The following is a 23,263-nucleotide window of genomic DNA, read 5'->3' as shown; positions in this document are numbered from 1 at the left end:
GGCCCTGGGTGATTGGCTCAAGCCATTAAATATCCTTCGGATATTATCGCGCCGGGGTCGACGCTCCCACAGGGCTGCCCTCCGGCAACAAAGCCTGGTGCAGGCCAATACCCCTGTGGGTGGCGCGACCCCGTGGCGAGTTGGCCGACAGGCCATAAAGATTTGAGAGGCCTGGCCCCAGGGTGACTGGCTCAGGTCATTAAATATCCTTCGGATGTTATCGCGCCGGGATCGACGCTCCTACGGCAAGCTCGGTCCCAGGACGATATGGCCACATGCCATTGGATTTGAGAGGCCTGGCCCACAAAGGGCCCCTGCAGGATTCACCTTTATTAACGGATAAAATATGGAAAAACGCTCTCTGGTTGATTCTTCTGTTTATTTTGGCCTGCTGGTACTGTTGCTCTGGCTACCTTTGCCTCTGGGCAGCAACCGGGACTGGTCGATGGGCCTACTGGTCTTGCTGGTTGGTGTGCTGGCCACACTGTGGGCCATAGGTCGGCTTAAGCAGGAAAAACCGTTCAGCCGGGCCCTGCGCGCCGCCTGGCCCATGCTGGCCTTACTGTTGATGGCCCAAGGCTGGGTCGCCCTGCAGTTGTGGCTTGGCATCAGCCTGGATATCGGCGCCAGCTTCCAGTATCTAATGTTGGGTCTGGCCTATTCATTGCTGTTTATCATGGTGCTTAGCGTATTCCATACCCGCCGCCGTTTGACCGTGCTGCTGGCGGTATTGGTTGCCAGTGGTACTGTGCAGGCATTTGTCGGCACTGTTATTGCGCTTTCCGGCGTAGATTGGGGCTTTTTCAAGGCCAGCCATGTGGCTACCGGCACCTTTGTTAACCGCAACCACCTGGCCGGTTATCTGGAGCTGACCATGGCTTGCGGTATTGGTTTGCTGATGGCCCTGCGAGACGGCGGTTCCTTCAGCTGGAAGGCAATACTGGAGTTGCTAATGGGTCCCAAGGCGCGGCTACGCATCGGGTTGGTAATTATGGTTATCGGCCTGGTAATGAGCCGCTCACGTATGGGTAATAGCGCCTTTTTTATCAGCCTTATAATTATTGGTGGTGTTTTTATTCTGTTGAATAAAGAAAACAGGGTCAGAAATTCTATTTTGCTCGCCAGCTTTGTGCTGATTGATATCCTGGTTATCAGCCAGTATTTCGGTCTGGATCAATTAAAAGAGCGCTTGGTTAATACCCGCTTTGAAGATCAGGTAGTTAATGAGGTAGTGGTCGCCCGTAAAAATGAAATCAGGGCCGATGCCTATCTGGATGCCATCCCCCTGCTGGAACAACACTGGCTGACCGGAACCGGCGCCGGCAGTTTCGAGGCCGTTTTCCCCCAATATGCCGGACCGGATCTGGTGAATCATTTTGACCATGCCCATAATGACTTTATCCAATTCGCCATTGAATACGGGCTGATCGGTACCTTGCCCCTCGCCGCCTTTGTGCTGCTGGCATTCTGGCATGCCCTGCGCGCCCTGTGGAACCGGGAATCCTGGTATCGCAGCGGAGTGGGCTTTGCCGCCAGCATGGGCATACTGGCGCTGATGATCCACTCCTTTACCGATTTCAACCTGCAAATTCCCGCCAACGCCGCCACCTTCGTGGTGCTGTGTGCCATCGCCGTGTTGGCCAACAAACATGAGAAAGGCAGAACCAGGTAAGGTTTGGAGCGATATGTGGATGGTCCTGCTCCAGGCTGATATGTGGCATGTGGGAGGCGCGACCTCGCGGCGATATGGTCACCAGGGCATAAAGATGTCATTGCAGGAAGCCTGACCCGGGGTCATTGGCTCAAGCTATTAAATATCCTCCGGATATTATCGCGCCGGGGTCGACGCTCCCACAGCACAACCGGAATCCGGCAGTGACCCTGAGGGATGCATGGCCCAGCGGCGAGTTGGCCGCCAGGCCATCAAGATGTCATTGCACGAAGCCCGCTCCGGGCTTACTGGCTCAAGCCATTAAATATCCTTCGGATATTATCGCGGCGGAGTCGACGCTCCTACGGCAAAATTAAAATCCGGAAAATGCTCCTGTATGGCAAGCTGTGGATTCCCGTCTACACTGAAAAGCAGTCTTCAGCCAGCCCTCTTCCCATGACCCCAACCCCGCCTTTGTTGCCGACCTCCTTGCCCGAGTTAGAGCAACTGGCGGATCTTGCCTCCCGGGCGGGGGCCCATGCCGAATTACACACCCTGGCCTGGGTTGAGTCCAAAGCGGGTACTTTTCCCGTGCAGGTATTGCGCCTGGGCTCCCGGGCCGCCGACGCACCGGCCCTGGGCCTGTTCGGCGGTGTTCATGGCGTGGAGCGGATCGGCACCCAGGTAGTGCTGGCCTATCTGCACTCCCTGGTAGAAAGTCTGCGCTGGTCCGGTCTGACTCACGATCTGCTGGAGCGGGTAAGCCTGGTGTTTATGCCCATCGTCAATCCTGTCGGCCTGATGCGGGCCACGCGCGCCAATGGTAATGGCGTGGATTTGATGCGTAACAGCCCGGTGGAGGCCAGCTGCCCCGTGACCTGGCCCCTGGGGGGTCAGCGACTAACCCGCCACTTGCCCTGGTTTCGCGGCCAGGTCATGGAGCCGGAAGCCAGTGCCCTGTGTAGCGCCGTTACACACTATTTAATGGATCGCCCCTTCAGCCTGGCACTGGATTGCCACTCCGGCTACGGCCGTCAAGACAGGCTCTGGTTCCCCTTTGCCGGCCGCCGCGAGCCGCCACCCAATATCGCGACAATTACCGCCCTGCGCAGGCTGTTTCTAACCAGTTACCCCAACCATAACTATTACGCCATCGAACCCCAGTGGCTCCATTACATGACCCATGGCGACCTCTGGGATCACCTTACCCTGCAGGCCCAACACCGGCCCGGGGTATTTACTCCCTTTACCCTGGAGATGGGCTCCTGGTTATGGGTTCGTAAAAATCCGCTGCAGCTGCTGCGCTTTACCGGCCTGTTCAACCCGGTCAAGCCGCACCGACAGCAGCGGGTGTTGCGCCGCCACCTGGTTTTAATCGATTTCTTGCTGCGGGCAGTCGAAGGATACCGGCTATGGCTGCCGACACAACAACAGGCCGAACAACTGCGGCAAGAGGCAATGGCGCTATGGTTCAACCGATGAATATAAAGGGAGCAGGGCGGCAGAGTGTGGCATGAAGCCTGTGGGAGGCGCGGCTTCACGGTGAGTTGGCCGACAGGCCATCAAAATGTAGTGGCAGGAGGCCTGACCCGGGGTCATTGGCTTAAGCAATTAAATATCCTTCGGATATTATCGCGGCGAGGTCGCCCCTCCTACAGCAAAATCAAAACCTGGCGGTGAGCGTGGGAGGCGCGGCCCGCGGCGATGGGCTCAAAGCATTAAATATCCTTCGGATATTATCGCGCCGGGGTCGACGCTCCCACAATGCCGCTGGCTTATTGCAACGCTTTAATGGCCTGACGGCCAAAATCGATCAGCTGTTGATAATAATTGGACTGGATAACGTCCTGCACTATCCGCGGATCCACTTCCAGGTAATCATGCACCAGTGCATTACGCAGACCAATGACTTTTCGCCACGGAGTCTGCGGGTCTATCAGTCCTTTGTCGGCCAGTCTGTTAAAGGAGTTAAGCGCTTCGGTACTGGTTTGCCCGACTTCCTTCTTTACCCAATGCTTGGCAACTCCGATGCAGGCCTCAATCAACACCTGTAGAGTGCGCTCGGCCGCTTTTTGCTCAAAACGGCTCCAGGGGGCCTGACGCAAGCGCTGCTTCAGCTCTGTTATGTCCAGTTCGCATTGGCTGATATGTTCCGCCAATGCCAGCAAATAAGCGTTATTTTGCGTGTTGGGCATAGTCATCCAAAGTGTTTATGGTGATGTACATAGTCTAGCTCCCACATGGAGTAGACTCGCTGCTCCGCTCTCATTCTGGCCTCGGGTACCTGGTCCAGCAATAGCTTACCCTGACTGACAATACTCCATCCCAGAGGGATGGGCGCTATGCTCAGGTCCACTATGCTTATGCTGCCTTCAGACATACCCAGCCGCTGCTGCCAGTCTATGGCCAGCTCTTCGGGGCGCAACCTTCGCTCCAACGGGTTATCCACCCAACGGCTAAAGACGACGGCCAGGTCATAATCGCTGTCGGCATAATGATCTCCCCTCGCCCGCGAACCATACAGCCAGAGCGCGGCAATGTCTGGATCTTGCGTGGCCAGGGAGGTGATGCGTGCCAACGTGTTCATCGGGTCTTCACTCCCTGAGCATGAAATTGATGTGCTGGAACCATAGCATTTCTTATTGAAAATTTCAGGGCCGAGGGCTCCGACACATGGCGGAGGAATAGACGTTCCCACAAAGAGGGCACAGCTCCCTGTAGGAGGCTCGACCTCGGGCCGATTGGCCGCAAGGCCATACAACATCATCCGGCGCTACAATGAGATTACCCTATCCATCCGGAGCCAGCTATGAAAGGGACATCCAGCCATCTCCGTAAGGGCCGTTGTTCTGAGTCGGGCCAGGTTTACATGGTCACAACCATTACTATGGACAGGATAAGGTATTTTTCTGATTTCTATATGGCCCGTACCTTGATCAGAATTTTGCATGAGTCCGAAACAAGAGGTCACTGTCAGATGCTGGCATTTGTCGTTATGCCCGATCATCTGCATTGGTTGTTACGGCTGCAGGATGATTCTCTTTCCAGGTTGATCGGCCGAATCAAGTCGCTCTCTGCCAGGCAAGTCGGGCGCAGGATCTGGCAAGATGGATTTCATGACCACGGGGTGCGAAGCGATGAAGATCTGCGCAGCCTGGCCCGCTATATTGTAGCCAACCCTGTTCGAGCAGGACTGGTGAAAAATGTAGGGCAATACCCTCATTGGGATGCCATCTGGCTGTAGCAAGCCAGGGCCTGGGTTATAAGCTTTGTCATGTATTTGTGGGAAGTTCAGGCCCGCGGAGATGAGTGGGAGGCCCGACCTCGGGGCGATATGGCCACCAGGCCATCAAGATGGTGTTGCAGGAAACTCATCCCCGAGGGCACAGGCCATCAGGTATTTTCATCTGCCTTCAGCCCCTGTGGGAGGCCCGACCTCGGGGCGATTGCCACCAGAGATCATCGCGCCTGCGGAGCAGCGCCTCTATATAAGGAATCAACATGAGCACTGGCTGGATTCTGCTACGGGGGCTAATGCGCGAGCAGCGCCATTGGGAAGAGTTTCCCGCCCGCTTTCAACGATACTTTCCCCATGATCAGGTGTTCCTGGCAGACCTGCCCGGCTTTGGCAGTGAATATCATCGGCAGAGCCCGAGCCGTATTCAGGACATCACCGACTGGTTAAGGCAGCGCTGGCAGGCTGAGCGGGCGCAGGGTCCGCTCAACCTGCTGGCCTTGTCACTCGGCGGCATGGTTGCGGTAGACTGGACCAGCCGCTATCCCACCGAATTGAACGCCGTGGTGCTGATGAACAGCAGCCTGGCCGGAATCAGCCCCTTTTATCAGCGGCTCAAACCTCAGGTATACTGGCGGCTGTTGAAGTGGTGCTTCTGGCAACGGGATCCCCTGCTGCAGGAGGCCGCCATCCTGCAGCTGACCAGCCGTTTTTGGGCCTATGATGTTGCCATCCTTACTCGCTGGGCGGCCTATGCCCGGGAGTTACCCCCCCGCCGCCGGAACACCTTGTGCCAGTTGCTGGCCGCCCTGCGCTATCGCCCGGCTCCCACCCGACCGTCGGTACCCATGCTGCTACTCAATGGGCTGGGGGATGAGCTGGTTAGCCCCAGCTGCAGCCAGGCCATTGCCGAACACTGGCAACTGCCCCTGCGCCGGCACCCTCAGGCAGGCCATGACCTGCCCCTGGATGCGCCGGTGTGGGTATGTGAGCAGATACAGGCATGGGTTGAGCAAGGGTTGGAACAGTAACAACATCGACTTTTGTAGGAAGGACGGCCCCACCGCGATGATAGTTGGCAAGGGGGAGCGGCAAGGGGCCGGGTTCCAATTTTGATGGCCTGTCGGCCAACTCACCGCGGGGTTGCGCCTCCCACAAGGGCATCTGCAGCCTTGGGACTATGCTGTGGGAGCGTCGACCTCGCCGCGATGATAATTGGCAGGGGTTATCGGCCGGGGGCCGGGTTCTCATTTTTTGATGGCCTGTCGGCCAACTCGCCGCGGGGTCGCGCCTCCCACAAGGGCATCTGCAGCCTTGGGACTATGCTGTGGGAGCGTCGACCCCGGCGCGATAATATCCGAAGGATAGTTAATGACCTCAACCAATGGCTCCAGGAGCGGGCCTATCACAGGGCTATTTGCCGGATTTCGGTTTTGCTGTAGGAGGGGCGACCCCGCCGCGATGATAGTTGGCAAGGGGGAGCGGCAAGGGGCCGGGTTCCATTTTTGATGGCCTGTCGGCCAACTCGCCGCGGGGTCGCGCCTCCCACAAGGGCATCTGCAGCCTTGGGACTATGCTGTGGGAGCGTCGACCCCGGCGCGATAATATCCGAAGGATATTTAGTGGCCTGTGCCATATAGCCGCGATGATAGTTGGCAAGGGGGGAGCGGCCGGGGCCGGCCAGGGGCTGCGTGGTGATCGTTATTTTCTGCAGCTCGGCAGTTTTAACCGGCGGGAATGCTTCAGCCATGGCCGGCAAGTGAGTCTGATCAGCCTTGATGCCATTGCCTTGTGTAACCAGCGTCTCGGGCTGGCACTGCCGACCGCAGCCTTTCGGCGCAACCTGGTTATTGCTGACCTGGATGTCACCCAGCTGCTTGGCCAGGAGTTCTGGATTGGAGACGTCCGGTTCAAGGGATTGCGCCATTGCCATCCCTGTCGACTGCTCAGCCGCCTGACCGGCGCCGATATGATGGCCGCCCTCAAGGGGTTGGGCGGCATTCGGGCCGAGATCCTCGACTCCGGCCGCCTGAACGTAGGAGACCGGCTGTCTGTGCAGCAATAACCACACGAGCAGCCCCCAAACTTGCTCCAGCTCCCAGAATGGGGCTTTATCCCTCGGCTTTCTTGACGGACGCCATTGGCTGACCAATAACTTATCTTAAGCCGGGAGTAAAGGATGTATCCTTGGCTCGCTTGGGAGTTGCCTGGCAATTTGGGTTTTAAAGGGGATAAGGCTATGATTCTAAACCATATCTGGGGCCTGTACGCGCACCCGAAAGAAGAGTGGCATACCATAGACCACCATCACGAAAGCTTAAACTACAGTCTTGTTCATTTGTTGTTTATCGCGCTGATACCTTCCGTCTGCGTATTTGTATCGGCCACCATGATTGGCTGGGACTTCGGGACCAGCAATACCATTATGATGACCACGCAGAGTGCGTTGATCATGTCGGTAGGCATGTATTTCACGCTGATCGCCGGCGTATTCGCGTTGGCTTACCTCACCTACTGGATGGCAAAAACCTTTGGCGCAAAGCCAAACTTTACTCAGAGTATGGAACTGGCGGCCTATACGGCAACGCCGTTGTTTATGACCGGTCTGGCCGTGCTCTACCCCAGCCCGGTATTCCTGATGCTGGTCGGCCTGGCCGGTGTCGCCTATTCGGTTTATCTGCTCTACTCGGGCGTGCCGATTATCATGCATATTCCCGAGGAGCGCGGCTTTATCTATGCCAGCTCGGTTGTCACCTGCGGTTTGGTGCTGCTGGTGTGCATCATGGTGGGGTCGGTTATTGTCTGGAGTTGGGGCCTGGGCCCTATTTACACCCAATAACCATATCAAGGGATGAAATTTGAAGGCTGAGGAGAGCTCCTCAGCCTTTTTCATTTTTGTGGGAGAGCTGGCCTTGGTGGGGCCTTGCTCCTGTAGGAGCAGCGAGCCTTTTTTGATGGCCTTCGGCCATATCGCCGCGAGGTCGCGCCTCCCACAAATCCATCTGTAGCCTTTGGACTTTGCTGTGGGAGCGTCGACCCCGGCGCGATAATATCCGAAGGATATTTAATAGCCTAAGCCAATCGCCGCGGGGGCGCAGCTACCACCGGGGCGGGTCCCTTGCAGAACCCTCCCCTTAAACTCAGGACTGGCCTTCGTTGTACATTTCCAGGTGGCTGTTATCTATGCTGTCACCCTGTTTGGCGCTGTCGCTACGCTGGGCGTTGAGGGCATCCAGGTATTCCTGATCGACGTCCTTGGTCACATAGTCGCCGGTAAACACCGAGGTTTCAAAGCGGCGCAGATCCGCATTGTCGGCACGCACGGCGTCTTCCAGATCTTGCAGATCCTGGTAGATCAGGCCGTCGGCGCCGATCAGCTTGCAGATTTCGTCCACTTCCCGACCGTAGGCGATCAGCTCGTTGACGGAAGGCATATCGATGCCATAGACGTTGGGGAAGCGGATTTCCGGGGCGGCAGAGGCAAAATAGACCTTTTTGGCACCTGCATCCCGGGCCATCTGGATAATCTGCTCCGAGGTGGTGCCACGCACTATGGAGTCATCCACCAGCAGCACGTTCTTGCCGTTGAACTCGGAAGGAATCGCGTTCAGCTTGCGGCGCACCGACTGCTTACGCTGGTTCTGGCCGGGCATGATAAAGGTACGGCCGATATAGCGGTTCTTCACAAAGCCCTGACGGTAGGGAATATTCAGGTTCTGGGAGATTTCCAGGGCGATATCGCAGGATGTTTCGGGGATGGGGATCACCACATCGATGTCCAGATCTTCCCACTCCCGGGCAATCTTGGCGCCCAGCTTCTGACCCATGCGTACCCGTGCACCATAGACAGACACCTTGTCGATAAAGGAGTCCGGACGGGCAAAGTAAACGTACTCAAAGATACAGGAGTGATGCTGGGGATGCTCGGCACACTGCTGGGTAAAGAGTTCGCCTTGCTCGGTCATGTACACCGCCTCACCCGGCGCTATGTCACGGATCAGGCTGAAACCGACCGCGTCCAAGGCCACGCTTTCGGAGGCGACCATGTATTCCTTCTTGCCGTCTTCGGCAACGCGCTCGCCCAGCACCAGGGGGCGAATACCGTTGGGATCGCGGAACGCCAGCATGCCATGGCCGATGATCACGGCAACCGCACCGTAGGCGCCACGCACCTGCTGATGCACCCGGCTGACGGCGGCGAACACGTGGGCCGGCTCCAGATGCAGGTTCTGGGTTTGCTGGTCCAGCTCATGGGCCAGCACGTTGAGCAGCACTTCGGAGTCGGAGGTGGTGTTGATATGACGGCGCGCCACCCGGAATTGTTCTTCCTTCAACTCGGCAGCATTGGTCAGGTTGCCGTTGTGGGCCAGGGCTATACCAAAGGGAGAGTTCACATAGAAAGGCTGGGCCTGGGCCACACTGCTGCTGCCGGCGGTGGGATAGCGCACATGGCCGATTCCTACATTACCGATTAAGCGCTCCATATGACGCTCTTCGAACACGTCCCGCACCAGGCCGTTGGCCTTGCGCTGGCGGAAGGTATCGCCCGAAATGGTCACTATGCCTGCCGCATCTTGACCTCTGTGTTGCAATACGGTCAGGGCGTCGTAGAGCGCCTGATTTACCGGGGTCGTGCCTTGAATTCCGACAATCCCACACATGTCCTAATTTCCTCAACTCGCTATGGCTTGGGTAAAAAGCTGGATGAATTTTGCATCAGGCTGAAAAACCACTGAATAACGACGGCGAATTCCGGTATCAAACGGGATTCGCGCCACCACGGACTCTGGGGGAAAGCCGTGAGGATGTCGATAAGCAGTAACATGGCGGCGACGATAAAGACGCCGCGAACGGCACCGAAACAGACGCCAAGTATCCTGTCGGTGCCCGACAAGCCGGTTTTACTGACCAGCTGGCTCACTATGTAGTTGACCAGGGCACCCAGAATAAGGGTTAGTACAAACAGAATGGCAATGGCCGCGCCATTGCGAAACAGGGGGTCCGAGATGTTGCTCAGATGTACCGCCAGATCGGCGTAAAAACGGCTGGCGACAAAGAAGGCGGCAACCCAGGTGGCCAGGGACATGGCTTCTTTGACAAAGCCCCGCACCAGGCTGATCAATGCGGAAAGTCCGATGATACCGAGTATTGCGTAGTCTATCCAAACCATCATATATTGCCTGGCACCTCTCAATTGCCGCGCATTCTACCAAACTAGACCGCCAAAAGGCGAAGAAAAAGCGGAGAAATTTCATTCAGGACGACGGGGGCAGTATAAGGAAGGCTAGACCCGGGCAGAAGAACAACTGCCAACCATCATCGCGGCAAGAGTGGGAGGCGCGCCCCCACAGCAAGATGGCCACAGTCCATCGAAGATCTTCAGATTTCCTGTAGGAAGCCCGCCCCTGTGGCGATAGGCCGACAGGCCAAAATGCAGGAAGCCCCTGTAGGAGGACCGATCCTGGGACCATTAGCCCATTGAATATCCTTCGGATATTATCGCGCCGAGGTCGACGCTCCCACAGCAAACCCCAGACCCGGCAGGTGTCCTGTGGGAAGCGCGCCCCCGCGGCGAGTTGGCCACAGGCCATAAACATGTAGCTGCAGGAGGCACGCTCCCACCCAATATCAGCCGATAAACTTCAGGCCACCCATGTAGGGCTGCAGCACCTCGGGGATGGCAATACGGCCATCGGCCTGCTGGTAGTTTTCCAGCACGGCGACCAGGGTGCGGCCGACGGCCAGGCCGGAGCCATTGAGGGTATGCAGCAGCTGCGGCTTACCATCGGCATCTCGCACCCGGGCCTGCATACGACGGGCCTGGAAATCACCACAATTCGAAATCGAGGAAATCTCCCGGTAGGTATTCTGCGCCGGCAGCCAGACTTCAAGATCATAGGTCTTGGTGGCGGAGAAGCCCATATCGCCGGTGCACAGCGCCATGACCCGATACGGCAGGCACAGGCTCTGCAGTACTTTTTCGGCGTGACCCACCATTTCTTCCAGGGCATCCCAGGAGCGATCCGGATGAACCAGCTGCACCATTTCGACCTTGTCGAACTGGTGCATGCGGATCAGGCCACGGGTGTCTCGGCCATAAGAGCCGGCCTCGGAGCGGAAGCAGGGGGTATGCGCGGTCAACTTGAGCGGCAGTTCGCCCGCATCGAAGATTTCATCCCGGCCGATATTGGTCAGCGGGACTTCCGAAGTCGGGATCAGCGAGAAGCGTCGCACCCGGCCCTCATCGTCGCCCTCACCCTCGATGGCGGTATGGAACAGATCGGCGGCAAACTTGGGCAGCTGACCGGTGCCGTACAGGCTGTCGGCATTGACCAGATAAGGAACATAACATTCGGTATAGCCATGCTGGGTGGTATGCAGATCCAGCATAAACTGGGCCAGCGCCCGGTGCAGGCGGGCGATCTGACCCTGCATCAGCACAAAGCGGGAGCCGGAGATCTTGACCGCTCCCTTGAAGTCCAGGCCGGCCAGGGCTTCGCCCAATGCAACGTGATCCTTGGGCTCAAAGTCCAGTTGCGTCGGGTCTCCCCACGTGCGCACCAGCAGGTTGTCGTTTTCATCCTTGCCCTGGGGCACCGACTCATGAGGCAGGTTGGGAATGGCATCGGAAAAGGCCTTGATCTCTTCCAGCAAGGCATCCAGCTCGACCTTGCAGGTATCCAGCTCGTCATTAATCTGCGAAACCGCGGCTTTGAGGGGGGCAATATCCTCACCGCTGCGGGCTGCCTGGCCGATGGCCTTGGAGCGGGCATTTCGCTCGGCCTGCAGCTCCTGAGTGCGGGCCTGCAGGGTTTTGCGTTTCTCTTCCAGTGCGTTGAATTGCTCTACGTCCAGAATAAAACCACGGCGCACCAGGCGTGCCGCCGTTTCGGCGATATCGCTACGCAGATATTTGGGATCCAGCATGAGTTACCTATTTATTCTAATGAAGCGCGGGTGGCGCTGGGTCGGGGCTCAAAATATACGGGGACGAGTTTATCAGGGCCGGGGACCGGGATAAAGGGGCCCCTGTTTGAGGGAGGGGCGACCTTTGTTGATGGCCTTGCGGCCAACTCGCCGCGGGGTCGCGCCTCCCACAGGGTTATTTGCCGGGTCTGGGGTTTGCTGTGGGAGCGTCGACCCCGGCGCGATAATATCCGAAGGATATTCAATGACCTGGGCCAGTAACCCCGGAGCGAGCTTCGTGCAACTTCATCTTTATGGCCTGGCGGCCAACTCACCGCGAGGTCGTTCGCTCCGCAGGGTTATTTGCCGGGTCTGGGGTTTGCTGTGGGAGCGTCGACCCCGGCGCGATAATATCCGAAGGATATTCAATGACCTGAGTCAGTAACCCCGGGGCAGGCTTCGTGCAATGACATCTTGATGGCCTTCGGCCAACTCGCCGCGGGGTCGCGTCTCCCACAAGGTTATTTGCCGGGTCTGGGGTTTGCTGTGGGAGCGTCGACCCCGGCGCGATAATATCCGAAGGATATTCAATGACCTGAGCCAATGACCCCGGAGCGGGCTTCATGCAATGACATCTTTATGGCCTGGCGGCCAACTCGCCGCGAGGTCGTGCCTCCCACAAGGGCATCTGCAGAGTTTGGGCCTGCTGTAGGAGCGTCGACCCCGGCGCGATAATATCCGAAGGATATTCAATGGCCTGAGCCAGTGAGCCCGGAGCGGGCTTCGTGCAGCAACATCTTTATGGCCTTTCGGCCAACTCGCCCCGAGGTCGGGCCTCCCACAAATCGCCCCGAGGTCGCGCCTCCCACAGGGTTATTTGCCGGGTCTGGGGTTTGCTGTGGGAGCGTCGACCCCGGCGCGATAATATCCGAAGGATATTTAATGGCCTCAACCAATGGCCCCAGGAGCGGGCTTCGTGCAATGACATCTTGATGGCCTGGCGGCCAACCGCCGCGGGGTCGCGCCTCCCACAGAGTTATTTGCCGGGCCTGGGGTTTGCTGTGGGGGCGTCGACCTCGCCGCGATAATATCCGAAGGATATTCAATGACCTGAGCCAGTGAGCCCGGAGCGGGCTTCCTGCAACTACATTTTTATGGCCTTCGGCCATATCGCCCCGAGGTCGGGCCTCCCACAAATCGCCGCGGGGTCGGGCCTCCCACAAGGTTATTTGCCAGGTCTGGGGTTTGCTGTGGGAGCGTCGACCCCGGCGCGATAATATCCGAAGGATATTTAATGGCCTCAACCAATGGCCCCAGGAGCGGGCTTCGTGCAATGACATCTTTATGGCCTGGCGGCCAACTCGCCGCGAGGTCGCGCCTCCCACAGGGTTATTTGCCGGGTCTGAGGTTTGCTGTGGGAGCGTCGACCCCGGCGCGATAATATCCGAAAGATATTGAATATCCTGGGCCAGTAACCCCGGAGCGGGCTTCGTGCAACTTCATCTTGATGGCCTGGCGGCCATATCGCCCCGAGGTCGCGCCTCCCACAGGACACCTGCCGGGTCTGGGGTTTGCTGTGGGAGCGTCGACCCCGGCGCGATAATATCCGAAGGATATTCAATGACCTGGGCCAGTAACCCCGGAGCGGGCTTCGTGCAACTTCATCTTGATGGCCTGGCGGCCATATCGCCCCGAGGTCGCGCCTCCCACAGGAAATCTGAAAATCTTCGGTGGCCTGGCGGCCAACTCGCCCGGGGTCAGCCTCACTCTATGATTGCTTTGCCTGTTCGTCCAGCTGGTGCAGGTATTCCAGTTTGGCCTTGATCTTTTGTTCGAAGCCCCGTTCGTTGGGCTGGTAATAGCTACGCTCGGCCAGTGCTTCGGGCAGGTAGCATTCGCCGGCGGCGTAGGCGCCGGGCTCGTTGTGGGCATAACGGTATTCGGCACCATGGCCCAGTTCTTTCATCAGCCTGGTCGGTGCATTGCGCAGGTGGATGGGCACATCAAAATCGGGCTGCTCCCTGGCATCCCGCAATGCCGCTTTCCAGGCGGTATACAGGGCGTTGCTCTTGGGGGCGCAGGCAAGATAGACAATCGCCTGAGCGATGGCCCGCTCCCCTTCCGCCGGCCCGACCCGGGTAAAGCAATCCCAGGCGGCCAACGCCACTTCCATTGCTTTGGGATCGGCCAGGCCCACGTCTTCGGAGGCAATGGCCAGCAGCCGGCGGGCAATATACAGAGGATCACAGCCGGCGGTTATCATACGGGCATACCAATACAGACCGGCGTCGGGATTGGAGCCGCGGATCGATTTGTGAATGGCCGAGATCAAGTCGTAATACAGATCTCCCTGGTTATCGAAGCGGGCCTGACGCTCCCCGGTCACCTCCGCCAGCAACGTCTTGTCGATATGCCGCCGGCCGTCCTGTTCTGTCGCCATATCAACCAGCAGCTCCAGATAATTCAAGGCCTTACGGCCATCGCCGTCCACCAGCCGGGCCAGCGCCTGCTGTACGCCGGGCGCCAGCGACAGGGGCAGATCGGCCAGTCCCCTGGGGTCGGTCAGCGCCTGCTCGATCATGGCTTCGATATCCCCCTCTTCCAGCCGCTTGAGCAGATAGACCCGGGCCCGGGACAGCAGTGCGTTATTCAGCTCGAATGAGGGGTTTTCGGTGGTGGCGCCGACGAAGGTGACGGTGCCGTCTTCGATATGGGGTAGGAAGGCGTCTTGCTGAGACTTATTGAAGCGGTGGACTTCGTCCACAAACAGTATGGTTCGCCGGCCGGCCTGCTTGTGCTCCCTGGCCCGCTCGATGGCGGCCCGGATTTCCTTTACCCCTGAGGTGACGGCCGACACCCTCTCCACCTGGGCGTCGCAGTAGATGGCGATCAGTTCGGCCAGGGTGGTTTTACCGGTGCCGGGCGGCCCCCACAGGATCATGGAATGACAGTGACCCGCTTCCAGTGCCCGGCGCAGGGGCTTGCCAGGCCCCAGAATATGCTGCTGCCCCAGATAGTGCTCCAGCCGCTGAGGCCGCATGCGAGCCGCCAGCGGGCGGAAGTCTTCTTCAAAGTCCAGGTTAAGGGTGCTCATTCGGCCTCCTGCGGCAAACATTGAATCTGGGGAAATGGTGGAAGCTGTGGTTCCTGTGGGAGCGTCGACCCCGGCGCGATAATAGGGGGCACAGTACAACCCTATCGCCGCTGGGTCGAGCCTTTCACATTATTATGGCCTTTGGCCTACTCGCCGCGGGGTCGCGCCTCCTGCATTTATGGCCTTATTTCACCAATCCCATTTCCCCAATCCGTGCTCCCGCTGCTCAGCGTTGATCGTCGATCATCACCCCGGCGGGCGGGGTAAACTGGAAGCGACCGGCCTGAAAGGCCGGTGCCGTGTCCACTTCGCTCAGGCGAAACTCGCTGCGCTGGCCTCCGGATTCGACCACCACAAACCGCTTGATACGATTCTGGCGGTCAAAGGTCAGGCTGAACTCCTTGATGAGCTCGGCCGCATTGCGGCTTTTAACCACATAGGCATCCCCCTGCCTGCTGACATCGTATTGCTGCCAGCGACGCCCGTCGCTGCCGGCAATCAGCAGGAAGGGAGTATTCAGCACCGCCTCGGCCAGTGGCACTATGGTCACCTGCTCGACAAAGGGATCAAACATCCACACATCGGTGCCGTTGGACACAATCAGGCTCTCATCCGGCACCTGGGTATGCCAGCGGAAGCGATCCGGACGAGACAACTCCATGGTGCCGCCGGCACTCTGCATCGGCTTGCCCTGTTCGTCGAACACCTGCTGGCTGAAGCTGGCCGAAAAGCGCTCGAAGGTGGCCAGTTTTTTCTGTAAATCGGCCCGGGCATCGGCCAGGGCGGCACTGCTGACAGATAACAACAGCAGGCCTAGGGTTGCCAGTTTTTTCATTTTTACTCCCGGGCTGGCGGAGGCGCCAGCACTTCACGTTGACCATTACCACCCGCAGGACTGACGATACCCTGGTATTCCATCTGTTCGATAATACGGGCGGCCCTGTTGTAGCCTATTTTGAACTTGCGTTGCACGCTGGAGGTAGAGCCACGACGACTCTCTACGACAAAAGCTACCGCTTCGTCGAACAGGGGGTCCAGCTCGTCATCGCCGCCTTCGGGGGCTTCCCCGGGCAGCAGGCCATCGGCGCCCACATCGCCGTTGAGGATCTCGTCTATGTAGTTGGGCTCTCCCCTGGCCTTCCAGTCGGCCACCACCTTGTGCACTTCATGATCGTCAACAAAGGCACCGTGTACCCGGGTCGGGTTGCTGTCTCCGGCCGGCAGGTAGAGCATGTCACCCATGCCCAGCAGGGATTCGGCCCCTTGCTGATCCAGTATGGTGCGCGAGTCTATCTTGCTCGATACCTGGAACGACATCCGGGTGGGAATATTGGCCTTGATCAGGCCGGTGATCACATCCACCGAGGGGCGCTGGGTCGCCAGGATCAGGTGAATACCGGCCGCCCTCGCCTTCTGGGCGATGCGGGCAATCAGTTCTTCCACCTTCTTGCCGACGATCATCATCATGTCGGCGAATTCGTCGATCACCACCACTATGTGGGGCAGCTTTTCCAGCGCCGGCGGATAGGTGTCCATCGACTGGGTCGGTTGCCACAGGGGATCCCGCAGCGGCTCGCCGGCATTGATGGCGTCCTGCACCTTGGCATTGAAGCCCTTGAGGTTACGCACGCCCATGGCCGACATCAGCTTGTAGCGGCGCTCCATCTCGCCCACACACCAGCGCAGGGCATTGGCCGCCTCCTTCATATCGGTGACCACCTCGGTCAGCAGATGGGGAATACCCTCATAGACCGACAACTCCAGCATCTTGGGATCGATCATGATAAAGCGCACGTCTTCCGGGCTGGCCTTGTAGAGCATGGACAGGATCATCACGTTAACACCCACCGACTTGCCCGAGCCGGTGGTACCGGCCACCAGCACATGGGGCATGCGCGCCAGGTTGGCCACCACCGGCTCGCCGGCGATATCCTGCCCCAGCACCAGGGTCAGGGGATGCTCGCTGTGGCGGAAGGCGTCGCTGTCTAGCACTTCCCGCAGGAACACGGTTTCCCGCCGGCTGTTGGGCAACTCCAGGCCCACATAGGGCTTGCCGGGGATGACTTCCACCACCCGTACGCTAATCGCCGACAGGGAGCGGGCCAGATCCCGGGCCAGGTTGGTTATCTTGCTGACCTTGACGCCGGGCGCCAGATCCAGCTCGAAGCGGGTGATCACCGGCCCCGGATACACCCCCACCACACTGGCCTGCACGTTATAGTCGGCCAGCTTGGCTTCCACCAGGCGGGCAATACGCTCCAGCTCGGTTTCACTGACCGGCTGATGCTGCCGCTGGGGCAAATCCAGCAATTCAACCGAGGGCAAGGGCGGCAGCGCCTGCCGCTTGGGCACGGCCACGGGCGTCGACCTGGCGGGCGGTGGCGCCTGTTCCTCTTCCTCTTCCGACTCGGGCTGCAGCCAGGGCAGCTCCAGCAGCTCATCATCGTCATCATCCAGTTCCCAGTCCGGATTTCGCCGGGGCATATCTTCGCTGGCCGGGGGCGCCGGCCGGATCGGCGGCGCTGATCGGGTCGGCGGTTCCTGGTAAAGCTCATTGTCTGTCGCGGCAGAACTAAAAACCGGCTCCCTGCGCAACGGCGGGACTTTTTTCTGCAGTGAGCCGCGACTCGCAGGCGCGGGCGCCGCCGTGCTCAGCAAAGGGTCCCCTTCATCCTGATCCCAATCGGCCTCGGGATCGGGCTGATGATAGCTTTCCAGGCGACTCTTGAGTTTCTCCCAGGTAGAAAGGCCGGAGTCATCCGGCAGCGCCGGAATGGTTGAGTTATCCACGACCTCTCTCGACGGCACCGCGTTCTGACTGGAGCGCCGTTTTTCCTGCCAGGCATGGATCCGGGCCGGTGAATTGGCGAGCCAGCCCGGGGCCTGCATTACCAGGGCGCCCAGCCGCTCGACAATCAGCAGCCAGGACCAGCCGGTGAAAAAGGTCACCCCGGTGGCAAAGCCACAGAGCAGCAACAGGGTGGTGCCCAGCCAGCCGAATATCGGGTTCATGGCGCCGGCCAGCATGTCACCGATCAAGCCTCCGGCAGAAAAATAATAAATATTGCTGACATTCATGCTGGCCAGCGCCAACAAGCTGAAGGCCAGCAACAGGAAACCGACAATACGCAGGCTGAGGGTGAGATAGCAGATCTGGCCCAGGCTTTTCGGGCGCCATAACAGGGACCAGCCCAGCAGGACCAGTGCCGCCGGCAACACATAAGCCGAAAAGCCAAAGACAAACAACAGGATATCGGCCAGCCAGGCCCCCGCAGGTCCAGCTGCGTTGCTGATCTCGCCTCCCCAGGCGGTCTGTGACCAGCCGGGATCGGAGGGGTGATAAGACACCAGCGCCAGCATCATATAGACGGACAGCAAGATGATGATGATTAATCCGGCCTCAAACAGACGCTGTAAACCAGACATGGGAGTAAACAGCTTTTTCTCAGCCAAACGCCTGCTCCTCGGTATTATTGTTATTACATTCTGACTCAGATAAGCGACAGGAAAGGTCGTCTGGCCCCAAACAACAAACGAGCGGCACTGGGCCGCTCGTTGGTCTGACTCGACTTGGTTCCCGTCCGGCATAAAAATACCAGAGCCGGGCGGCTAAGCACAGCCTATCGCGTGTTTATCACCAGACGATTACTCTGTTTAACCTCTTCCATCACCACATAAGTGCGGGTGTCGTTGACTCCTGGCAGCCGCAGCAGGGTTTCCCCCAGCAGCTGACGGTAGGCCGACATGTCGGCTACCCGGGTCTTTAACAGGTAGTCGAAGTCGCCGGAAACCAGATGGCACTCCTGGATTTCTTCCAGGGCCTGTACCGCATCATTGAACTCGTCAAACACATCGGGTGTGCCCCGGTTCAGGGTGATCTCCACGAATACCAGCAGGGAGGCGTCGAGGAACTGGGGATTAAGGATCGCGGTATAGCCTTCGATATACCCCTGTCGCTCCAGGCGGCGCACCCGCTCCAGACAAGGAGTGGGACTCAAACCGACACGTTTGGACAATTCCACATTTGAAATACGGCCATCCTGCTGCAATTCATTGAGTATATTGCGGTCGATCCGATCCAGCTCTTTTGCCGGCCGGCTGTTGGAGTCCAGTACTTCATCCATCCTTTGGCTCATCTTCGATATATCCCACTATTAACAACAAACTTATATGGCACAAAACCACAGAAAAACACAAGATGCCTATCACATCAAAGGTATATTGTGCCCCGGCCCGGCAACCTGTCCATACAGCCTGACATGGCTGCCCGCTCCGCATCAAAGTAAATAAAAAACTAAAATTATCGATTAGCTATTAAAATAAAGCCTACCACAACATAGCATGACAAAACGAAGAAAAATAGCAGATAACTTGGAAATCAACTGTTTGTTCTGCTTGTTTGTGGTTTTTTTGTCGGCTGAATAGGATTAATCGTTGCAATATTCTCGTTTTTTCCCATAAAACACAGTTACAGTCAAACACACTATAAAGCTAACCTTTCACAAATAATAATTCCATATCAAAAGGAATTTTCACGCCTTACCTCGATTATGTTATGTAAAGTGATAACTTTAAACCAAGCACCTTGCTTAAGGTTATAATGCATAACTATTCGATATAACGCTTTTTTACACACAGTGCGCTATCGCCGGCCTATGGCTACCGGCAGGTTTCAACTACACCCCTGTTAACTTATGAGTACAGTCAATACCCGGGCGATTGGGGCAATCGCTTTCTTGGTCTTTATTACCTTTGGCCTATCCCCTACAATCGGACGCATCAAAATGTGCATATTGCCAAGGTTGGAGAGACATAGATGAGCCAAGCCAAACACGCCAAATTGCTAATCCTGGGTTCCGGCCCTGCAGGCTACACCGCCGCCGTGTATGCTGCACGGGCCAACCTCAATCCCGTACTGGTGACAGGTATTCAGCAAGGCGGTCAGCTGACCACCACCACGGAAGTGGAAAACTGGCCCGGTGATGCGGAAGGCTTGACCGGTCCGGCCCTGATGGAGCGGATGAAAGAGCACGCCGAACGCTTTGAAACCGAAATCCTGTTCGACCATATCAATGAAGTCGAACTGCAACAGCGCCCCTTCCGCCTGAAGGGCGACAACGGCGAATACACCTGTGACGCCCTGGTCATCGCTACCGGCGCTTCCGCCAAGTACCTGGGGCTCCCCTCGGAAGAAGCCTTCAAGGGCCGCGGTGTGTCCGCCTGTGCCACCTGTGACGGATTCTTTTATCGCAATCAGAAGGTCGCCGTGATCGGTGGCGGCAACACGGCTGTGGAAGAGGCCCTGTACCTGGCCAATATCGCGTCGGAAGTGCACCTGGTACATCGACGCGAGCAGTTCCGCTCCGAGAAGATCCTGATCGACCGGCTGATGGACAAGGTCAACAACGGCAATATCGTGCTGCACACCAACCGTACCCTGGATGAAGTACTGGGCGATGACATGGGCGTGACCGGGATCCGCCTGAAAGACACCGGCTCGGAGCAGACCGAACAACTGGATGTCACCGGGGTATTTGTGGCCATCGGCCATCAGCCCAACACCCAGATCTTCGAAGGCCAGCTGGAAATGGCCAACGGCTACCTGACAGTACAGTCCGGCACCCAGGGCAATGCCACCCAGACCAGCATCGAAGGCGTATTCGCCGCCGGTGACGTGATGGATCATGTCTATCGTCAGGCCATTACCTCCGCCGGCACCGGCTGCATGGCCGCCCTCGACGCCGAGCGCTACCTGGACGCTCAGGAGTAATGCTGCAGGAGCCGCGGGATCGCGGCTCCCACAGGGCCTCCGCAGAATTTAGGCCTGCTGCAGGAGGGGCGACCTCGCCGCGATAATATCCGAAGGATATTCAATGACCTGAGCCAGTAACCCCGGACACAAGCTTCCTGCAACTTCATTTTTATGGCCTTCGGCCATATCGCCCCGAGGTCGGGCCTCCCACAATAAACCTGAAGATCTTCGGTGGACTGTGGCCAGCTCGCCGCGGGGCCGCCCCCCTGCCTCACCGTGCACTCCGCCGGCCTTCGCTAAGCAAGCAGATGGGCGCGATAACGCCTCCGACAGCCATTGCATGGAAAATGAGTGATGATTATATTCCCATCCATGAATCACTCGGTGTTAACTTGATTAACATGATTGCCAGAAATCCCGGAGTCATAATGGAACAAGATAGCGCTCGTCTGACCTTACTGACCGCCTCCCGAAAAAAAGCCATGCTCGAAACTCTTTGTGCCAAAGAAGATGTGACATCATCACAACAAGTGCGCCAGACCATTCGGGATGTTATAGACGAAAAAACAGCCAGGGTCCGGCTCGACCCCGGGCAGGAATAAGGGCGATTATGCTTACCTTGCTCAATCACAAATTGTGGTTTCCCGATCCGCAACAAGCGCTGGATGATCCTAACGGCCTGCTGGCGGTAGGGGGTGATCTGTCACCCGATCGCCTGTTACTGGCCTACCAGATGGGCATTTTCCCCTGGTTTGACAAAAGCCAGCCGTTGCTCTGGTGGTCACCGGACCCTCGGGCAGTACTGGAGCCGGAGCGGCTGCATGTCAGCCGGAGCCTGGCCAGGCTGGCACGCAGCCAGCGCTTCAAGGTGACCCTTAATACCGCCTTCGAACATGTGATCCATGCCTGCCGCAGCCTGCGTGAACACCGACAGGGCACCTGGATCACCCGCGAGATAGAAGTTGCCTATGGAGAGTTACACCGGGCCGGACACGCCCATTCCATCGAGGTCTGGCAGGGGCACGATCTGGTCGGGGGCCTGTATGGCCTGAACCTGGGAGCCCTGTTCTGTGGCGAGTCCATGTTCCATCGGGTGGATAATGCCTCAAAGATAGCCATGCTGGCCTTGTGCCGTCATTTTACCCACCATGGCGGCCAGCTGATTGACTGTCAGCTGCCCAACCCCCATCTGCTTAGTTTGGGCGCCGTCACATGGCCTCGCCAACAGTTTCTGCATAAACTCAAAGTATTGCAACAGCAATCCTTGACGGGCGCCTGCTGGCAACCAGGTGAATTACGATTATGAAGGAAGTCATCTTAAAGGTCGGGCTTACTCCCAAGCACCCATGCAGCTACCTGCCGGGCCAGCAAGAACAGCTGCTGGTATTGCTTGATCGGGAGCTGCTGTGTCCCGAAGGCTATGAGCGCCTGCTCAGTGCCGGTTTTCGCCGTAGCGGCGCCGATATATACCGGCCTCATTGCCATTCCTGTCATGCCTGCCAATCGTTGCGGATTGATGTGACCAACTTCAAGCCCAGCCGCAGCCAGAAACGCATCACCCGACACAATGCCGATCTGCGTATCGCCCTCAGTGAACAGGACAAGCCGGAATACTTTCATCTGTATCAATGTTATATCAACGCCCGTCACCGGGACGGCGCCATGTATCCCGCCAGCCGCCAACAATACGAGGGTTTCCTGTTATGCCACTGGCTGCCGCCGCTGTTTATGGAGTGCTGGCAGGAAGAACAGCTGGTGGCAGTAGCGGTCACCGACCTGCTCAGACAGTCCTTAAGCGCCATGTATACCTTTTATGCGCCCGGATTTGAGTCCAGATCACTGGGAACCTTTGCCATCCTGAGCCAAATCAAGCTGGCCCGCGAACTCAATAAGCAATGGCTTTATCTCGGATATCAAGTGGATGGTTGCAACAAGATGAATTACAAGCGACATTATCACCCCCACCAACGTCTGATCTCCGGCCAGTGGCAGTGGATGAAAGACTGAGGTGAAACTTTACACACAAGACGAAATCCGGCATGATCCCTGCCGTTTTTATTGCCTGCGTTAACAAGAGGACTCAATGGCTAAAGAAGACAGTATTGAAATGCAAGGTACCATCCTTGAAACCTTGCCGAATACCATGTTTCGCGTTGAGCTGGAAAATGGCCACGTGGTCACCGCTCATATCTCCGGCAAGATGCGCAAAAACTACATCCGTATCCTGACCGGTGACAAGGTGACTGTCCAGCTCACTCCTTATGACCTGTCAAAAGGACGCATCGTCTTCCGCGCCCGCTAACCGGTACCCTTCCACTCTCCGCTACATCGATATCTGATATTGCTGCAAGCGCTCAGCTTGAAGGGCGAGGACCAGGGAGTGGATACCCGCGACGGGTCTGCTACCCCAAGATACAGCAACGCCAACAATGTGCTGATGCTGCTCCCCGCCCACATCGAAATGTCCCTCGTTTATCCCCTTGTCTGTGGGAGGGGCGGCCCCTGTGGGAGGGTCGACCCCGCCGCGATATATCCGAAGTATATTTCATGGCCTGAGCCAATGACCCCGAGCGGGCTTCGTGCTACTTCATTTTTATGGCCTTTCGGCCAACTCGCCGCGGAGTC

At 57.8% G+C, this 23,263-nt stretch carries 20 protein-coding genes; 11 read left to right on the top strand and 9 right to left on the bottom strand.

The window, feature by feature from the left end; all coding sequences use genetic code 11:
- The first annotated feature begins 346 nt into the window (after positions 1-346).
- Both DCS96_RS00295 and DCS96_RS00290 read left to right on the top strand, forming a co-directional pair.
- Positions 347-1,672, top strand: coding sequence for an O-antigen ligase family protein (locus tag DCS96_RS00295; RefSeq protein WP_116472397.1), 1,326 nt, complete (start codon positions 347-349; stop codon positions 1,670-1,672).
- A 435-nt stretch (positions 1,673-2,107) separates the two neighbouring features.
- Positions 2,108-3,133, top strand: a complete 1,026-nt coding sequence (locus tag DCS96_RS00290; protein WP_157953543.1) for a DUF2817 domain-containing protein — start codon at positions 2,108-2,110, stop codon at positions 3,131-3,133.
- A 293-nt stretch (positions 3,134-3,426) separates the two neighbouring features.
- Here the strand turns inward: DCS96_RS00290 and hepT are convergent, their stop codons facing one another.
- Together hepT and mntA are read right to left on the bottom strand one after the other, a co-directional pair.
- Positions 3,427-3,846 carry a type VII toxin-antitoxin system HepT family RNase toxin gene (hepT, locus tag DCS96_RS00285; protein ID WP_116472395.1) on the bottom strand — a complete coding sequence of 140 codons (420 nt, stop codon included), beginning with the start codon at positions 3,844-3,846 and terminating at the stop codon, positions 3,427-3,429.
- Positions 3,847-3,848: 2 nt separating this feature from the next.
- Positions 3,849-4,238, bottom strand: a complete 390-nt coding sequence (gene mntA / locus DCS96_RS00280) for a type VII toxin-antitoxin system MntA family adenylyltransferase antitoxin (RefSeq protein ID WP_116472394.1) — start codon at positions 4,236-4,238, stop codon at positions 3,849-3,851.
- Between the two features lie 222 nt (positions 4,239-4,460).
- On the opposite strand from mntA, the gene DCS96_RS00275 reads away from it, so the two are divergent.
- The 4 genes from DCS96_RS00275 to DCS96_RS00260 all read left to right on the top strand — a co-directional run bounded on the left by DCS96_RS00275 (position 4,461) and on the right by DCS96_RS00260 (position 7,725).
- Complete coding sequence (locus tag DCS96_RS00275) at positions 4,461-4,895, top strand: REP-associated tyrosine transposase (RefSeq protein WP_116472393.1); 435 nt, start codon at positions 4,461-4,463, stop codon at positions 4,893-4,895.
- A gap of 257 nt (positions 4,896-5,152) precedes the next feature.
- Positions 5,153-5,917 (top strand): alpha/beta fold hydrolase, encoded by a 765-nt coding sequence (locus DCS96_RS00270; RefSeq protein WP_116472392.1) that lies wholly within the window; start codon positions 5,153-5,155, stop codon positions 5,915-5,917.
- 614 nt (positions 5,918-6,531) lie between these two features.
- Entirely contained in the window at positions 6,532-6,951 is a 420-nt protein-coding gene (locus tag DCS96_RS00265; RefSeq protein WP_157953542.1) for an MOSC domain-containing protein, read from the top strand.
- 114 nt (positions 6,952-7,065) lie between these two features.
- Positions 7,066-7,725: a Yip1 family protein gene (locus DCS96_RS00260; protein WP_232818148.1), complete on the top strand. Its 660-nt coding sequence runs from the start codon at positions 7,066-7,068 to the stop codon at positions 7,723-7,725.
- A 301-nt stretch (positions 7,726-8,026) separates the two neighbouring features.
- On the opposite strand, the gene purF is transcribed toward DCS96_RS00260, so the two are convergent.
- From purF to lrp, 7 genes are all read right to left on the bottom strand, one after another.
- Positions 8,027-9,547 carry an amidophosphoribosyltransferase gene (purF, locus tag DCS96_RS00255; protein WP_116472389.1) on the bottom strand — a complete coding sequence of 507 codons (1,521 nt, stop codon included), beginning with the start codon at positions 9,545-9,547 and terminating at the stop codon, positions 8,027-8,029.
- Positions 9,548-9,567: 20 nt separating this feature from the next.
- The gene (locus DCS96_RS00250; protein WP_116474466.1) at positions 9,568-10,056 is read right to left on the bottom strand and encodes a CvpA family protein; all 489 of its coding nucleotides are present in this window, start codon (positions 10,054-10,056) and stop codon (positions 9,568-9,570) included.
- A 458-nt stretch (positions 10,057-10,514) separates the two neighbouring features.
- The gene (serS, locus tag DCS96_RS00245) at positions 10,515-11,813 is read right to left on the bottom strand and encodes a serine--tRNA ligase (protein WP_116472388.1); all 1,299 of its coding nucleotides are present in this window, start codon (positions 11,811-11,813) and stop codon (positions 10,515-10,517) included.
- 1,747 nt (positions 11,814-13,560) lie between these two features.
- Entirely contained in the window at positions 13,561-14,886 is a 1,326-nt protein-coding gene (locus DCS96_RS00240; protein WP_116472387.1) for a replication-associated recombination protein A, read from the bottom strand.
- Positions 14,887-15,112: 226 nt separating this feature from the next.
- Positions 15,113-15,721, bottom strand: coding sequence for an outer membrane lipoprotein chaperone LolA (gene lolA, locus DCS96_RS00235; protein ID WP_116472386.1), 609 nt, complete (start codon positions 15,719-15,721; stop codon positions 15,113-15,115).
- Between the two features lie 2 nt (positions 15,722-15,723).
- Entirely contained in the window at positions 15,724-18,339 is a 2,616-nt protein-coding gene (locus tag DCS96_RS00230) for a DNA translocase FtsK (RefSeq protein WP_116472385.1), read from the bottom strand.
- A 167-nt stretch (positions 18,340-18,506) separates the two neighbouring features.
- The gene (gene lrp, locus DCS96_RS00225) at positions 18,507-19,022 is read right to left on the bottom strand and encodes a leucine-responsive transcriptional regulator Lrp (protein ID WP_425583078.1); all 516 of its coding nucleotides are present in this window, start codon (positions 19,020-19,022) and stop codon (positions 18,507-18,509) included.
- A 680-nt stretch (positions 19,023-19,702) separates the two neighbouring features.
- On the opposite strand from lrp, the gene trxB reads away from it, so the two are divergent.
- From trxB to infA, 5 genes are all read left to right on the top strand, one after another.
- Entirely contained in the window at positions 19,703-20,656 is a 954-nt protein-coding gene (gene trxB, locus DCS96_RS00220; protein WP_116472383.1) for a thioredoxin-disulfide reductase, read from the top strand.
- Between the two features lie 290 nt (positions 20,657-20,946).
- Positions 20,947-21,240 (top strand): hypothetical protein, encoded by a 294-nt coding sequence (locus DCS96_RS18730; RefSeq protein ID WP_232818147.1) that lies wholly within the window; start codon positions 20,947-20,949, stop codon positions 21,238-21,240.
- A gap of 8 nt (positions 21,241-21,248) precedes the next feature.
- Positions 21,249-21,944, top strand: a complete 696-nt coding sequence (gene aat, locus DCS96_RS00210) for a leucyl/phenylalanyl-tRNA--protein transferase (RefSeq protein WP_198649880.1) — start codon at positions 21,249-21,251, stop codon at positions 21,942-21,944.
- Positions 21,938-22,645 (top strand): arginyltransferase, encoded by a 708-nt coding sequence (locus DCS96_RS00205; RefSeq protein WP_198650014.1) that lies wholly within the window; start codon positions 21,938-21,940, stop codon positions 22,643-22,645. Before aat ends, DCS96_RS00205 begins: the two co-directional genes overlap by 7 nt.
- A 76-nt stretch (positions 22,646-22,721) precedes the next feature.
- Positions 22,722-22,940, top strand: a complete 219-nt coding sequence (infA, locus tag DCS96_RS00200; protein ID WP_037439960.1) for a translation initiation factor IF-1 — start codon at positions 22,722-22,724, stop codon at positions 22,938-22,940.
- Positions 22,941-23,263 lie beyond the last annotated feature (323 nt).

This window comes from Zobellella maritima (assembly GCF_003075035.1).
GTDB classification, from domain to species: domain Bacteria; phylum Pseudomonadota; class Gammaproteobacteria; order Enterobacterales; family Aeromonadaceae; genus Oceanimonas; species Oceanimonas maritima.
The sequence above is the reverse complement of the archived record's forward strand: the minus strand, read 5'-3'. Positions and strand labels throughout refer to the sequence as shown.

What these genes read in the sequence shown, in the direction of transcription:
- DCS96_RS00250 (WP_116474466.1), bottom strand. Translation starts at nt 10,056, where the DNA reads ATGGTTTGGATAGACTACGCAATACTCGGTATCATCGGACTTTCCGCA.
- DCS96_RS00265 (WP_157953542.1), top strand. Translation starts at nt 6,532, where the DNA reads ATGATAGTTGGCAAGGGGGGAGCGGCCGGGGCCGGCCAGGGGCTGCGT.
- DCS96_RS00260 (WP_232818148.1), top strand. Translation starts at nt 7,066, where the DNA reads ATGTATCCTTGGCTCGCTTGGGAGTTGCCTGGCAATTTGGGTTTTAAA.
- hepT (WP_116472395.1), bottom strand. Translation starts at nt 3,846, where the DNA reads ATGCCCAACACGCAAAATAACGCTTATTTGCTGGCATTGGCGGAACAT.
- DCS96_RS18730 (WP_232818147.1), top strand. Translation starts at nt 20,947, where the DNA reads ATGGGCGCGATAACGCCTCCGACAGCCATTGCATGGAAAATGAGTGAT.
- infA (WP_037439960.1), top strand. Translation starts at nt 22,722, where the DNA reads ATGGCTAAAGAAGACAGTATTGAAATGCAAGGTACCATCCTTGAAACC.
- trxB (WP_116472383.1), top strand. Translation starts at nt 19,703, where the DNA reads ATGAGCCAAGCCAAACACGCCAAATTGCTAATCCTGGGTTCCGGCCCT.
- aat (WP_198649880.1), top strand. Translation starts at nt 21,249, where the DNA reads ATGCTTACCTTGCTCAATCACAAATTGTGGTTTCCCGATCCGCAACAA.
- mntA (WP_116472394.1), bottom strand. Translation starts at nt 4,238, where the DNA reads ATGAACACGTTGGCACGCATCACCTCCCTGGCCACGCAAGATCCAGAC.
- serS (WP_116472388.1), bottom strand. Translation starts at nt 11,813, where the DNA reads ATGCTGGATCCCAAATATCTGCGTAGCGATATCGCCGAAACGGCGGCA.
- DCS96_RS00295 (WP_116472397.1), top strand. Translation starts at nt 347, where the DNA reads ATGGAAAAACGCTCTCTGGTTGATTCTTCTGTTTATTTTGGCCTGCTG.
- DCS96_RS00290 (WP_157953543.1), top strand. Translation starts at nt 2,108, where the DNA reads ATGACCCCAACCCCGCCTTTGTTGCCGACCTCCTTGCCCGAGTTAGAG.
- DCS96_RS00275 (WP_116472393.1), top strand. Translation starts at nt 4,461, where the DNA reads ATGAAAGGGACATCCAGCCATCTCCGTAAGGGCCGTTGTTCTGAGTCG.
- lolA (WP_116472386.1), bottom strand. Translation starts at nt 15,721, where the DNA reads ATGAAAAAACTGGCAACCCTAGGCCTGCTGTTGTTATCTGTCAGCAGT.
- DCS96_RS00240 (WP_116472387.1), bottom strand. Translation starts at nt 14,886, where the DNA reads ATGAGCACCCTTAACCTGGACTTTGAAGAAGACTTCCGCCCGCTGGCG.
- purF (WP_116472389.1), bottom strand. Translation starts at nt 9,547, where the DNA reads ATGTGTGGGATTGTCGGAATTCAAGGCACGACCCCGGTAAATCAGGCG.
- DCS96_RS00270 (WP_116472392.1), top strand. Translation starts at nt 5,153, where the DNA reads ATGAGCACTGGCTGGATTCTGCTACGGGGGCTAATGCGCGAGCAGCGC.
- lrp (WP_425583078.1), bottom strand. Translation starts at nt 19,022, where the DNA reads ATGAGCCAAAGGATGGATGAAGTACTGGACTCCAACAGCCGGCCGGCA.